This is a genomic window from Streptomyces sp. NPDC058674 (assembly GCF_042716505.1).
In the GTDB taxonomy this organism is placed as follows: Bacteria; Actinomycetota; Actinomycetes; order Streptomycetales; family Streptomycetaceae; genus Streptomyces.
This window is the reverse complement of the sequence record NZ_JBHXSC010000113.1, coordinates 1-12282: the sequence shown is the minus strand read 5'-3', so window position 1 is coordinate 12282 and position 12282 is coordinate 1. Positions and strand designations below refer to the sequence as shown.

Below are 12282 nucleotides of genomic sequence, written 5' to 3'. Positions count from 1 at the left end.
CGGGCCCCCCCCGGCCCCCCCCGCCCCCCCCGGGCGCGCCCCCCGGCGCGCGCGCCCGCCCCCCCACGGCCCGGTACACCTCCTCGCCCCGGGCGCGGACCACCTCCATGCGGGCGGGCACCCCCAGGCGGACCGTCAGCGTCATCCACCAGTGGCGGACCTGGGGGTGCCCGGACCACAGCCGGGCGAGCACGGGTGCGTACCCCGGCGTCGGCCACGGGAGCCCGGCGACGGCCTCGCGCAGGGCCCGGCCACGCGCGTGCCCCGGGTTCGCACCGACGGTGAACCCACCTCCACCCAGGGCGGTTTCGGCTGCCCGGCAGAACACTTCGAGGCGGGCCAGGTCCAGTCTCGGCGCGCCGCCGACCAGACGTCCTCCGGGACGCGCCCCCCGGGGCCGCCCGCACGCGGCGAGCGGGACCGGCAGCTGCGGCAGGTCCGCCGGGAGCGGTTCGGGCAGCGCCCCGCAGCGCTCGTCGCACAGGGCCGTCACGCGTCGGAGCGCTTCGCGGAGGGTGTCCGCGGGAGCGAGCTCCGACCGCCGGCCGGCATCGATCCGGGCGGGCCCCAGCCAGGTGCGGTATTCGGCCCTCAGGGGACGGGAGTCGGCCAGGAGCACCGCGGGGAGCCCGGAGAGCAGCCGACCGTCGTCCCCTTCGGCCGCCGGGTCCGGCAGTCCGGCGGCCGCGCACAGCAGCCGGTGCGCGGCCGAGCCCGCGAGGAGGGAGGCGAACGCCTTAGAGCCGGCCGGTGAGCCGGAGCCGAGACGGGCCTCCAGGGCCTGTGCGTCGGAGCGGACCTGGGCCGCGCTGCCGACGGCGGTGGCGTACCCCGTCCCGGCCCGCACTCCGGCCGCGACGGCCCGGCCGTCTCCACCGGCGCGGAGGCACAGCAGGATGCGGCCGTCCGGGAGGTCCGGGTCGACGGTGTACGAGACGGACAGCCCGCCCCGCTCCAGCGCCCGGCCGGCGGCTCCGGCCAGGTCCCCGCCGGGGGCGCCGGACACGACCTCGGCCGTGGTGGCGGCGAGCGCGGCCCGCGCGGCGGCGGGCCGCCGCGCCGCCGCACCCAGCCACTGCGCCACGGGGTCCGGGCCGGGGCCGCCGGAGCAGGGGCCGGTGGCGCATCCGTGGTCCCCCAGCCGACCGGTACTGCCCCCGCCCCCTGCCCGCTCCGCCGGCTCTCGCCGAGCTGCCGGCTCTCGCCGAGCTGCCGGCTCCGGCCGCCCCGCCACCAGCAGGTCGTGGGCGTCCAGTTGCGCCACGACCGTCTCCACCGCCAGGCGCAGGGCGGAACCGGGCTCCAAGCCGTCGAGGAGGGCGTCGATCCCGCCGTCCCGCAGCGGCTCCTCCAGGGACCGCCACAGGGCGGGCAGCGCGGTGCTCCCTTCGAGGGTGACGCTCCCGCGCCGGCCCCGCAGGTGCAGGCCGGTCAGCAGCGGGGTCACCGCGACCCCCGGGCGGAGCCGCCGTACGAACCGGGGAGCGCCGGTGCCGTCCGGGGCCTGCGGGGTGGTGGTCCCGGCGGTCATGCCCTGCCCTCCACCGCGTCCACGACCGCACCGATCTCCGTGCGCCAGTCGCAACCGGTCAGGCCGGGCACCGCCCGGACCACCAGGTGCGCCGCCAGGTACCGCTCCAGCGGGCGGACGTCGCAGATCGCGAAGAGCCGGTAGAGGGCATTGGTACAGGCCCGGTGGACCAGGTAGTCGGGGCGGCTCCACATGGCCCCCTCGGGGTCGGAACGGCGCAGCAGGCGGTGGAACTCGCTGTAGCGCGTACGGAGGTCCTGGTCCCAGCGCTCGACCGCCGAGGTGTCCCCGGTAGCCGCGGCCCTGGCCCGGTAGGCGAGCGGAAGGCCGTGCAGGTCCGCGCCGCGGTCGTACCGGCTCCGCGCCAGCTGCCAGGCGTCCGCCGAGAAGTCCGCCCACGCCCGCTCCCAGCCCAGCGCCCCGCCGTCGGCGATCCGTCCGACGATCCCGGTCACCGCGCCGCCCGCCCGCTCCCAGTGGTCCTCGAAGCGGCTCCGCAGGCTCCCGTCCGGGTCGTCGTGGAGGAGGAAGTCCTCCAGGTGGGAGACGTACGAGAAGTGGCCGCCGGCCAGGCCGCCCGGATGGGCGCCCGCGTGCGCGGCGAGTGCGGCCACCGCGAGCTGCAACCGGGCCTGCGCGGTGTCCCCGTGGTCCCCGAGGAAGCGGGCGCCGGCAGCCAGCGCCGCGAGGCCGAGGCGCAGCAGGTCGTCGCGCAGGTCGGCGCCGTCGTCGCCGAGGAGTCCGCGCACCGGGGAGCGGTCGACGGCTTCGATCCGGACGGTGTTGTCGGCCACGATCGGCCCGTAGGGCGGGGCGACGAGTTCGGCGCGCCCGGTTTCGGCCGCCCGCTCCAGCAACTGGGCCTCGGAGAGGTCGGCGTGGGAGGGGTGCGCGCGGATCCAGTCGCGGATACGGGACGCCGCGACCCGGGCCGCGGCGTCCGTCCGCCCGGGCGACCCCTGGAGGCGCAGCCGCACGTGGGGGCCGTGGAGCCAGTGCCGTTCGACGTGGGCGGCCAGTCCGTCCGCCGCGTACGACGCGGCGAGGGGCAGCACCGCCTCGCGCAACAGGGGGGCCTTGACGGGCTGGTGGTAGTAGGCGACCACGTCGCGGGCGCCGCTGTCCTGGGGGTGCGTTCCCGGCACGGTCCCCTCCTCTGTCGTGGGCGGGGGGACGGTCCCGCCGCGGGGCGTCCCGGGGTCCGGCCCGTACGGGCGGGGTGCGCGGGGGCGGAGTGCGTACGGGCGGGGCGCGTACGGGCGGGGCGCGCGGGCGGCGCTCACCGCGGCCGTCCTGCCCGGTAGACCTCCAGCACCAGTTCCGCCGCGCGGGCCGGGACGGCCGAGCCGCCGGGAGCGGGCAGCGCCTCCTCCAGGACCGCTCCGTCGCCGTACCGGCTCAGCCACTTGGCCAGGCAGCGCAGGTGCAGCGCGTTGCCGAGGTCCACGAACTGCGGTTTGGGCCGGTTCAGCCGGGCCAGGAAGTCCTCCGCGCCGTGCCCGGCGGGTGAGGCGGCCGCGGGGTGCAGGAAGAGCTGTTCGGGGAGGTCCAGCAGCGCGCGCCACCGCGCGGCCGACTCGGCCGGGACCGTACCGGAGGCGAGTTCAGCGCGCCACTGCCCCACGACCCCGGGCGGCAGCAGCCACCGGCGGCGCCGCAGGACCACGTGCCGGTGGCGCAGCCGGGGGCTGCGGGTCACCCGGCCGCCCGGGGCGGGCAGGGTGTGCCGTGGGACGAGGGACCGGAAGTCGACGACGCCGTGCGGCTGGTCGTTCAGGTGGGCGGCGATGCGGCGGGGCAGCAGGACGGGGGCGAGGAAGCCCGGGTACACGACGTCGAGGAGTTCGCCGGTGCCGCGCAGCCGGAACCGCACCTGGTCGGACTCCGCGTCGTGGACGAGGTCCAGGTCGCCCTCGCCGATCGTGGCGCCGCCGCCGCCCGCGCCGATCTCGTCCGGGATCAGCAGGGGGTGGAGGTTGGCGTTGAAGCCTGCGACGGGCCGGATCTGGGCGGCGCGTGCGCCGGGCCCCAGGCCCCGGCGGATCTGTCGGGACACCTCGGCGGTGGCGGAGGGGTCGAGGGCGTCCAGGAAGCGGCTCGTGAACCGGCCCCAGCCGCCGTATACGTGGTTCACGCACAGCAGCGCTCGGAGCGGGTCGCGCTGGAGGAAGTACGCGTAGCTCAGCGGCCGTTCGAGGGACCAGCCGGGCAGGCGGCGGCCGAGGCCCGCGAGGAGCTCCGGCGGGACGACGACCTCGTCACCGTCGCCCGGGTGCGCTGCGGCGGCCCTCCGAACGGCGTCGGCGGCGCCGGCGCGGAGCCGGGCCAGCTCGTCGGCTCCGGTGGGGAATCCGGCACGGTCCGCCGGATCGAGGAGGGCGAGTCGCCCCGCGGTCTCCCAGGCCCGCGTGACCTCGGGTCCGAACTCCCACGGGTGTCGGCAGCGGCCGCCGTGGCCGTACCGCTCGACGAAGCGGTCTCGGACGACGCGGCGTACGAGATGGCCGAGGTCGAAGAGCTCGGCGAGCGCGGTGACCTCTGCCAGGGCCCGGTGGTCCGCGGCGTCGAGGAAGCCGCCGAGCTCCAGCGGGCGCGGTGCGACGACGTCCTCGGACAGCACGGTGAGGGGGGCGGAGACGGACGGTACGGGCCGCCCGGCGTCGGCCAGCTCCGCCGTCCAGGCGCGCGCCAGCCCGGCGAGGAGGGCGGGGCGCTCCCCTGCGGGCGTGGTGGCGAACGCCGAGGTCATCGAACTCAGTTCGCCGAGCCGGTCGGCGCGCGCGCCGTCCGCGGCGTGCGCGGGGTCCCGGGGGTCCGCCGCGGCGAGCGTCCGGAGCCACTGCGCGAGCCGGGCGAGCGGGTCGGGGTCCTGCGGCGCGACCGGGTCGCCGGGGACCAGCAGGCCGGCCTGGCCGAGGCGGTCGAGGAACTCGGCCGCGGCGGCCCGGCCGTCGCCCGTCCCGCTCAGGGCCGCGGCCAGCCGGTCGGTCAGCTCGGGCAGCCCGAGCGGGGACCGGGCGTGCTCGGTGACCAGGCCCAGTGGTCCGCCGGAGGCGAGCTCCACCTCGTCCTCGGCGGCCACGAGGTAGCGTCCCCCGGCGAAGGCGGCGCGGTCACGGGAGTAGGCCGCCCGTTCGCCGGTGATCCGGGCGGTGCTGGTGATGCGGTGGGGAAGCCCGGACCGACGGTGCGGCGCGTCCAGGAGTGCGAGCGTCAGCGCGGTGGTCAGGGTGCGGTTGGGCTCGACCACCGCGTGCAGGGGGCCCGCGAACGGGGACGGCGTCCCCCAGGAAGAACGGACGGGCCCGGCCGGCGCTCCGGTCAGGGCTCCCCAGCCGACGGCGGTGAACCAGGACAGCGGGCTGGTCTTGGTGCTGGCCCGCAGGGCGTAGCGCAGTACGGCGGGCTCCTCCTTGCGCGACCGGCGGTCGACCGCGCCGGTACCCGCCCGCTCCACGGCCCGCAGCAGGTCGGCGCTGGTGAGGGCGACCGCGTTGCGGAGGGCGGGCTCGCGGCACAGGGCGGACAGCGCCGTGCGCTCAGCGGCCAGGGCTCGTTCGCAGGCGGCTCCGAGAGCGGCGAGGAGCACGGCGCGGCGGGTGCGCAGGTCGATCCATGACGCGAGTTCGGGCACCCGCTCCGGCAGGTCCCCGAGGCGGTCCAGCAGGGCGGTGCGCGGCGCACGTCCGTTGTGCACGGCTCGGCGCAGGGGCAGGACCACCTCGCGGTGGAAGTCCGGCGGGTGGCCGCCCCGGCTCGCGTACAGGGCGTCGCACAGGGGCGGGGCGCACCGCAGCAGCCGGTGTTCCAGGTGGTGGAGGTCGGCGAGGAGGGCGCGGAACTCCGCCGCGGCGGGCTGTTCGGCCGGGTGCGCGAGCACCGTGGCGCGGAGCAGCGCGTACGGCGCGGCCCGCACCGTGTATCCGTCCGCACCGGTGGCCGCGGCGCGTTGCGGCTGCGGCTGCGGCTGCGGCTGCGGCTGCGGCATGGTGGTCCCCGTCCTGTCGGTGGTGTCGCGCGGGCTTCCCGCCGCGCCCGGGTGCGGCGGGAAGCGCTCGGCGTGCGGTGGGATGGGACTACAGCGCCGGCAGGTCCGGCAGCTGGGGGTGGGCGCACGAGGACGAGCCGCAGGAGCAGGAGCTGCCTCCGTTGGAGGCACCGCCCTCGGGCAGCGCGACCGTGTCCCGCATGGAGGTCACGGTGAGGTCGCCCAGGTCGAGTTCTTCCAGGTCGAAGAGCGCGGCGCGGGTCGCAGGGGCCATGGAGGTCTCCTCTGGTCGAGGGGGATCACGGGGGGATGTTCGGGACGCGGGCGGCCGTCAGGCCGCGAGCGACCCGGTGTCCGCCTGCGGGTGCGCGCAGGAGGACGAGCCCTGGCAGGAGCAGGAGCCCCACGACGCTCCGCCCTCGGGCAGTGCGGCCGTGTCCCGCATCGACGTCACCGTGAGGTCGCCGAGGTCGAGCTCCAAGTCCTGGAGGCTGAATTCGAGGGCGTTTTCCGTACCCGACATGGATTCTCCCGAAGGTAGAAGTGAAATCCGAAGGTGCATGGAACGAATTCCCGCCGCCCGTCGGCCGGAATGACCGCAGCCGTGCTTTCCAAAAGCTCCGCTTCCGGCGATCCGGTCGACCACCTGGCCGATCCACCTGCGCTCGAAGGCTGAAAAGCATGCTTTCGGCCTCTCGGATCCGAACTGCTCCGACCGGCGGTGCCGCTGCGCCCAAGAATCGACCCGGATGCTGAAGAACCACTAGAGCGGAGATCCAGCCGCCCGGAGATTCAGCTCCTGTCGTCGGCGTTTCGTCGCGGGAGTTCCGAACGAACGGGGAAATTCGGCCGGGCAGCCCGATCGGATTCCGCCCCGCTCCGCGACAGCCGTGACCGCCACCGAAAGCCCCGCCCGCAGGGTTCGGAGGACCGCTCCTACCGGAAAGCCGGGCAGGACACTCGCCCGCTTACGGGGATACGTCCGGTTGTGCCACTGGATTCCCGACGTCATGAGCAACGCTGAAACCAACGCCGCGGCCGGGGCGGCGGACACTGTATGACCTGCCCCCTCGTCCGTGACGCGGTGGACTTCGGGCTCATGCGCCGGGAGGCTCCGGGGTGGCGGCCGCGCGCGGCCGTCCCGGCTCCACTTGCCGCAGCTCCGCGAGGAGTTCGCTCTGGCCGGCGAGGAGCTCGGTCAGGATGCGGCGGGCGGCACGCAGCAGCTCGGCCACGTCTCCGCCCGCCAGGGCATAGCTGACGGTGGCCCCGTCGCGCACGGACACGACGATGCCCGAGCGGCGCAGCACCGCCAGCTGCTGGGAGAGGTTCGACGGCTCGACGTCTATCTCGGCGAGGAGTTCACGCACCGGGCGCGGGCCGTTCTGGAGGAGCTCCAGGACGCGGATGCGGACGGGGTGTCCGAGCATGCGGAAGAACTCCGCCTTCGCCTGATACAGGGGAACCTGCATTCCCACGCGCGCTCCTGCCATCGCTCGGAGCGGTGCTCGCCGCTCCAGGACGTCCGATCGGACAACTGTCGGAACCCATCCTCCCGTTCCACGGGCCCACGCGTGTCTGAGGTTGACCGGTTTCAGATGTGTCGAGTTGAAGGAATCTTCAACTCGTGGGCACGCGTGGGCCCGAGGAGGCCGGGCTAGAGCTCCAGGCCGGCCTCGATGCGCTTCAGCTGGTGGCGGGCCATGGCCAGGTTGGAGTTGGTCTTGTCCAGCACGACGTACAGGAAGAGACCGTTGGTGCCCCGGCCCTTGAGCAGGCGGAGCAGGTGGTACTGGCTGCCGAGCGTGATCAGCAGGTCCTCGATGTCGTCGTCGAGACCCAGCATCTCCAGGGTCCGCAGCTTGGCCCGGATCACATCGGTGTTGCCCGCGGCGGCGACCATGAGATCAAGGTCCTTGCCACCGCCGAGGGTTCCCAGGGCCATGCCGCTGGTGTAGTCCACCAGGGCCGCTCCCAACGCACCCTCGATCGAGGTCATCGTCTCCTTCAAGGACACTTCCACATTCGCCATCGGCGCCGCTCCCTCTCCTGCTTTTCTCTGCCTGGGTCCGGCCTCCACGACCACGACGCCGGACCGATTCCGTGATGCACGCTACTGAGCGCGTACGGCACCGTGCGGAGAACGGCGAACATGGCGGGATCCGCACCCTCGGGAAGACCGCCGTCCCGCCGCGGCGCAAGCCGACGGCGACAGCAGCTGCGGCAGCTGCGGCAGCGGACGGGAACTCGGTGACCGGCCGGAGCGACTACCTCCCGGAACAGGACTCCCCGCTTCCTGGAGTGACGATGGCAGAACAGCGACCGCCGACCGCCCCCGCACCTCCCGCACCGGGCCGGTGGGCGCCCCCGCCCGCGCTGTCCGGGTTCCTGGTGCTGCTGGTCGTGGTGTTCGCCGCCTCGTACGGCGTCGGGTCCGCGGCCGGCCCGGTGGCTCCCGGGATGCACTCCCCCGGTGTGGGCACCGGGCCGGGCGCGGACGGGTCCGGCGGCACAGGGGGCATGGGCGGGACGCACTCCGGCGGCGGACGATGACGGCCGGCCCGGGGAGCGCGAGCGCCACCGCGAGCACCGATCTGCTCGTCGGTGGCATGACCTGCGCGGCCTGCGTGAACCGGGTGGAGAAGCGCCTGGCCCGGCTCGACGGGGTCAGCGCCACGGTCAACCTCGCCACCGGCCGCGCCCGGGTGCGTCACCCGCCCGGGACGACGGCGGCCGAGCTCCTGGCGGCCGTCGAGCGCGCGGGCTACGCGGCCGAACTGCCCCCGCCACCGGAGCGGCAGGCCTCCCGGCCCCCGGACGTCCCGCCGGACCCGGCGCGGGAGCCGGTGTCGGAGGCCGCCCGGCGGGACCGCGAGCGGCTGCTGATCACCGTACTGCTCTGCGCGCCGGTCCTCCTGCTGTCCATGGTTCCCGCCCTGCAGTTCCGCAACTGGCAGTGGCTGTGCCTCGTACTCGCCGGCCCCGTGGTCGTCTGGAGTGCCTGGCCGTTCCACCTGCGCGCGGCGCGCGGGCTGCGGCACTCGGCGGCCACCATGGACACCCTGGTCTCCCTCGGGGTCCTCGCGTCCTTCGCCTGGTCCGTGTACGCCCTGTTCCTCGGTGGCGCGGGGCGGCCGGACATGCGGATGCCGTTCACCCTCCTCCCGTCGGCCGGAGGGGAGGTCGCCCACGTGTACCTGGAAGCCGCGGTGGGCGTCCCCCTCTTCGTCCTGACCGGCCGCTTCCTGGAGGCCAGGGCCCGGCGGGGGGCCGGAGCGGCCCTGCGCGCGCTGGCGGGGCTCGCCGTCAAGGACGTGACCGTACGGGAGGACGGGCAGGAGCGGCTGATCCCGATCGAGCGGCTGCGGGTGGGGCAGGAGTTCGTCGTCCGTCCCGGGGAACGGGTCGCCTCCGACGGGGTGGTGGTCTCCGGAAGGTCCGCCCTGGACCTCTCCCTGGTCACCGGCGAGAGCGATCCCGTCGAGGTGGGCCCCGGACAGCCGGTGGTGGGCGCCGCCGTCAACGCCGGAGGGCTGCTCCTCGTACGCGCCACGGCCGTCGGCGCCGACACCCGGCTCGCCCGCATCACCGCGATGGTCACCGAGGCCCAGGCGGGCAAGGCCCGGGCGCAGCGGCTGGCCGACCGGGTGGCCGGCGTCTTCGTGCCGGTGATCCTGGCCCTGGCGGTCACGGTGCTCGGCTTCTGGCTGGGCGCCGGGGCGGATCCGCAGGCCGCCGTCACCGCCGCCGTCGCGGTCCTGGTCGTCGCCTGCCCCTGCGCACTGGGCCTGGCGACGCCCACGGCGCTCTTGGCCGCAACCGGCCGCGGGGCGCAGCTCGGCATCCTGGTCAGCGGGGCTCCGGCGCTGGAGGCACTGCGCCACGTCGACACCGTGGTCCTGGACAAGACCGGCACGCTCACCACCGGGCACATGAGCGTCGTCCACGTCACCGAGGCCGCAGGCGGCCTCGGCAGGGCAACCGCCCTGAGGCTGGCCGGGGCGGTGGAGCAGGGTTCGGAGCACCCGCTTGGCCGCGCCCTCGCCTCGTACGCGCAGCGCGCACTGCCGGAGGGCCGCCTCCCCCGGGTCGCCGACTTCCTGGCCGCCCCCGGCGCCGGCGTCACCGGACAGGTGGAGGGCCACCGCGTCGAGGTATGCGCCCCCGGCGACGACCTGGCCCGCTCGCTGGCTCCGGCGCTGGCCGAGGCGGAAGCCGCCGCGCTGACCCCGGTACTGGTCCGGGTGGACGGCCGCGACGAGGCGCTCGTCGCCCTCGGAGACGCCCTGCGCCCGGGGAGCCACCGGGCGGTACAGCGGCTGCGGCGGCTCGGCGTGGAGCCGGTCCTGGCCACCGGGGACCACGCGGCCACCGCCCGTGCGGTCGCCGCCCGGCTCGGTGTCACCGAGGTGCACTCCCGCTGCACGCCGGAGGACAAGGCCGCCCTCGTGACGCGTTTGAGGGCCGAGGGGCGCCGGGTGGCCGTGATCGGGGACGGGGTGAACGACGCCGTCGCCCTGGCCGGCGCCGACCTCGGCATTGCCATGGGCAGTGGAACGGACGTGGCCATGGAAGCCGCGGACGTGACGCTGGTGCGCGGCGACATCGAGGCGGTCGCCGACGCGGTCCGGCTCGCCCGGCGCACACTGGGCACCATCCGCACCAACCTCGTCTGGGCGTTCGGCTACAACGTGGTCACCGTGCCTCTGGCCGCGGTGGGCTGGCTCAACCCGATGGTCGCCGCGGCCGCGATGTCCGCCAGCTCGCTCCTGGTGGTCGGCAACAGCCTGCGCCTGCGGGTCTGGCGGCCCTCTCCGGAGCGCCCCGCTCCGGAACGCCCCGCGCAGTCCGAACACGGCGCCGACCGAGGGGAGTTCTCACGATGACCCGTACCCAGGACCCGGGCGCGGCGGACGGCTGGCGGCCGAGCCGCCGCCGGCTGCGCGACGGACTGCTCTCCGTCCTCGCCCCGGTGATCGCGTCCATGACGGCTCTGGTCGGGCTGACCGCATGGACGACGGCGGGAGCGGCGGGCAGCCCGCCGCGGATCGAGGTCGGTGTGGGACGGGTGCTGCTGCCCTCCGCCGACGAGGGGAGCACCCCTGTGTACTTCCGCATCGTGAACGCCGGCGGTGCCGACGACCAGCTGCTCTCCGTGACGTCCCCCGCCGTTCGGGCAGCCGTGCTGAGGCGGCACGGGAGCGACCGTGGAGCGGGAGCCGCTTCCGCCGGTACGCCGATCGCCTCGGCCGACGTGCCGGCCGGCCGCGGCCTGGCCATGACGCCGAACACGGTGGACGTGGCGGTGACGGCGACGGGCCGCTGGCAGGTGGGTGACGCGCTCCCCTTCGTCCTGCACTTCCGCACCAGCGGCCCGGTCCGGGCCGTGGCCTTCGTGGTGCCGCCCGGCGGCTGACCGGTTCGCCGGTCCGCCGGTCAGGCGAGGTCGACGACCAGGTCGGCCCGTTCCCGGCCGGGCGCGACGAGACGGGCGTTGGCCTCGTCCGAGCCGGCCACCCAGGCGCGTGCCTGCGCGGGGTCCTTGCCGTGGCGGACGTGCCGGTCGACAAGGCGGCCGACGCGCAGGGCGTCGTCGGGGGCGAGGTACCACGCCTCGTCGAGCAGGGGCCGTACGCGCGCCCACTCCCCCGCGTCGTGCAGCAGGTAGTTGCCCTCCGTGATCACCAGGGGCACGGCGGGGCCGACGGGGATGCTGCCGGCGATCGGCTCCTCGATCGTGCGGTCGAAGGCCGGGGCGTAGACCGTGCCGGCCCCGGGCTCGCGCAGCCGTCGCAGGAGGGCGGTGTATCCGGCCGCGTCGAAGGTGTCCGCGGCTCCCTTGCGGTCGGCCCGGCCCAGCCGGAGCAGCTCGGCCTGTGCCAGGTGGAAGCCGTCCATCGGCACCACCACCGCCACGTCCGGCCCCAGGGCCTCCGCAAGCCGTGCGGCAAGGGTCGACTTCCCGGCCCCCGGAGGTCCCGCGATGCCGAGGATCCGCCGCCCGCCCAGGCCTGCCAGCGCCCCGGCCCGCCGGGTCAGTTCCGTCGTCTCCACACCCCGTATCCTGCCCCACCGCCCCGCATGAGAAGGCGGGCGGCAAGGTGGCCAGGGCCCGGGAGGCGGGCGTCGAGGTCGTCGGCGAGGAGGCGTTCGCCGAGCGGATCGGGGCGATCCTCGCCGCCCGACCGGCCCGGCCGGTCCTCGGCTCGGCCTCGCCCGGAGCCCTCCCGCTTCGGGCTCAGCCCCGGACGCGCCGGGGGTCCGCGGGAGGGGTGACCGCCAGCACCGGCGGGGCCGGCGAGGACCAGCGGTGGCCGCAGGGGGCGAAGACCAGCACCACCGGCAGGCCCGGCCGCTGGCGCCACGAGATGCGTTCGGGTGTGCTGTCGCACACCGGACAGCAGGGCAGCGGGCCCGGCTGCGGCGGGCACTCGGGCGCGGCCGCGAGCGGCATGGAGTACGTATCGCGCATGGCGGCTCCCTGGTCGTGCGGTTGGACTGATCGCACTGTGCCATGGACGCGCCCCTGTCCGCACGGGCGAATCATCCAGTGTTCTGGCTGGTCAGAGGTGTGGACACCAGGAGTATTCCGGTCCTCTTGCGGGCACTTGGTGATCAACCGCTCCCCCCTCCGGCCGCCACCAGCACCGATCCCCACCGAAAACGCCGGCGGGGGGGGGGGGCGGGGGGGGCCCCCCCCCCCCGCGGGGGGGGGGGGGGGGCGGGCGGGGGGGGGGGGCGGGCGCGGCGCGGCGACCCGGGG

At 75.9% G+C, this 12282-nt stretch carries 12 protein-coding genes; 3 read left to right on the top strand and 9 right to left on the bottom strand.

Annotated features, from left to right (window positions below):
* From ACFWU6_RS32815 to ACFWU6_RS32785, 7 genes are all read right to left on the bottom strand, one after another.
* The coding region (locus ACFWU6_RS32815; protein ID WP_383985005.1) for a hypothetical protein at positions 1–1531 on the bottom strand (1531 nt) is incomplete at its 3' end.
* A complete protein-coding gene (locus ACFWU6_RS32810) occupies positions 1528–2676 on the bottom strand; it encodes a lantibiotic dehydratase C-terminal domain-containing protein (RefSeq protein ID WP_383985002.1) in 1149 nt (382 codons plus the stop codon). The genes ACFWU6_RS32810 and ACFWU6_RS32815, both read right to left, overlap by 4 nt.
* Positions 2677–2810: 134 nt before the next feature.
* A complete protein-coding gene (locus ACFWU6_RS32805) occupies positions 2811–5519 on the bottom strand; it encodes a lantibiotic dehydratase (protein WP_383984999.1) in 2709 nt (902 codons plus the stop codon).
* An 88-nt stretch (positions 5520–5607) separates the two neighbouring features.
* Positions 5608–5793: a thiazolylpeptide-type bacteriocin gene (locus ACFWU6_RS32800; protein ID WP_383812481.1), complete on the bottom strand. Its 186-nt coding sequence runs from the start codon at positions 5791–5793 to the stop codon at positions 5608–5610.
* A gap of 57 nt (positions 5794–5850) precedes the next feature.
* Positions 5851–6042 carry a thiazolylpeptide-type bacteriocin gene (locus ACFWU6_RS32795; RefSeq protein WP_383812479.1) on the bottom strand — a complete coding sequence of 64 codons (192 nt, stop codon included), beginning with the start codon at positions 6040–6042 and terminating at the stop codon, positions 5851–5853.
* A 574-nt stretch (positions 6043–6616) separates the two neighbouring features.
* On the bottom strand, positions 6617–6991 hold the full coding sequence (locus ACFWU6_RS32790) for an ArsR/SmtB family transcription factor (RefSeq protein WP_383812477.1): 375 nt from the start codon (positions 6989–6991) through the stop codon (positions 6617–6619).
* A gap of 185 nt (positions 6992–7176) precedes the next feature.
* Entirely contained in the window at positions 7177–7551 is a 375-nt protein-coding gene (locus ACFWU6_RS32785) for a hypothetical protein (protein WP_383812475.1), read from the bottom strand.
* A gap of 275 nt (positions 7552–7826) precedes the next feature.
* On the opposite strand from ACFWU6_RS32785, the gene ACFWU6_RS32780 reads away from it, so the two are divergent.
* The 3 genes from ACFWU6_RS32780 to ACFWU6_RS32770 are packed head-to-tail and all read left to right on the top strand — an operon-like array spanning position 7827 to position 10935.
* Entirely contained in the window at positions 7827–8072 is a 246-nt protein-coding gene (locus ACFWU6_RS32780; RefSeq protein ID WP_383812474.1) for a hypothetical protein, read from the top strand.
* Positions 8069–10405: a heavy metal translocating P-type ATPase gene (locus tag ACFWU6_RS32775; RefSeq protein WP_383984996.1), complete on the top strand. Its 2337-nt coding sequence runs from the start codon at positions 8069–8071 to the stop codon at positions 10403–10405. The genes ACFWU6_RS32780 and ACFWU6_RS32775 overlap by 4 nt, the downstream gene beginning before the upstream one ends.
* Positions 10402–10935 carry a copper chaperone PCu(A)C gene (locus tag ACFWU6_RS32770; protein WP_383984993.1) on the top strand — a complete coding sequence of 178 codons (534 nt, stop codon included), beginning with the start codon at positions 10402–10404 and terminating at the stop codon, positions 10933–10935. The genes ACFWU6_RS32775 and ACFWU6_RS32770 overlap by 4 nt, the downstream gene beginning before the upstream one ends.
* A 20-nt stretch (positions 10936–10955) precedes the next feature.
* Here ACFWU6_RS32770 and ACFWU6_RS32765 read toward each other — a convergent pair whose 3' ends face one another.
* Positions 10956–11573, bottom strand: coding sequence for a nucleoside/nucleotide kinase family protein (locus ACFWU6_RS32765; protein ID WP_383984990.1), 618 nt, complete (start codon positions 11571–11573; stop codon positions 10956–10958).
* 184 nt (positions 11574–11757) lie between these two features.
* Positions 11758–11991 carry a hypothetical protein gene (locus ACFWU6_RS32760; RefSeq protein ID WP_383984987.1) on the bottom strand — a complete coding sequence of 78 codons (234 nt, stop codon included), beginning with the start codon at positions 11989–11991 and terminating at the stop codon, positions 11758–11760.
* Between the last annotated feature and the right edge of the window lie 291 nt (positions 11992–12282).

Bases quoted from the DNA above. Each gene is read 5' to 3' on its own strand.
- ACFWU6_RS32805 (WP_383984999.1), bottom strand. From the start codon at position 5,519: ATGCCGCAGCCGCAGCCGCAGCCGCAGCCGCAGCCGCAACGCGCCGCG.
- ACFWU6_RS32800 (WP_383812481.1), bottom strand. From the start codon at position 5,793: ATGGCCCCTGCGACCCGCGCCGCGCTCTTCGACCTGGAAGAACTCGAC.
- ACFWU6_RS32795 (WP_383812479.1), bottom strand. From the start codon at position 6,042: ATGTCGGGTACGGAAAACGCCCTCGAATTCAGCCTCCAGGACTTGGAG.
- ACFWU6_RS32790 (WP_383812477.1), bottom strand. From the start codon at position 6,991: ATGCAGGTTCCCCTGTATCAGGCGAAGGCGGAGTTCTTCCGCATGCTC.
- ACFWU6_RS32785 (WP_383812475.1), bottom strand. From the start codon at position 7,551: ATGGCGAATGTGGAAGTGTCCTTGAAGGAGACGATGACCTCGATCGAG.
- ACFWU6_RS32780 (WP_383812474.1), top strand. From the start codon at position 7,827: ATGGCAGAACAGCGACCGCCGACCGCCCCCGCACCTCCCGCACCGGGC.
- ACFWU6_RS32775 (WP_383984996.1), top strand. From the start codon at position 8,069: ATGACGGCCGGCCCGGGGAGCGCGAGCGCCACCGCGAGCACCGATCTG.
- ACFWU6_RS32770 (WP_383984993.1), top strand. From the start codon at position 10,402: ATGACCCGTACCCAGGACCCGGGCGCGGCGGACGGCTGGCGGCCGAGC.
- ACFWU6_RS32760 (WP_383984987.1), bottom strand. From the start codon at position 11,991: ATGCGCGATACGTACTCCATGCCGCTCGCGGCCGCGCCCGAGTGCCCG.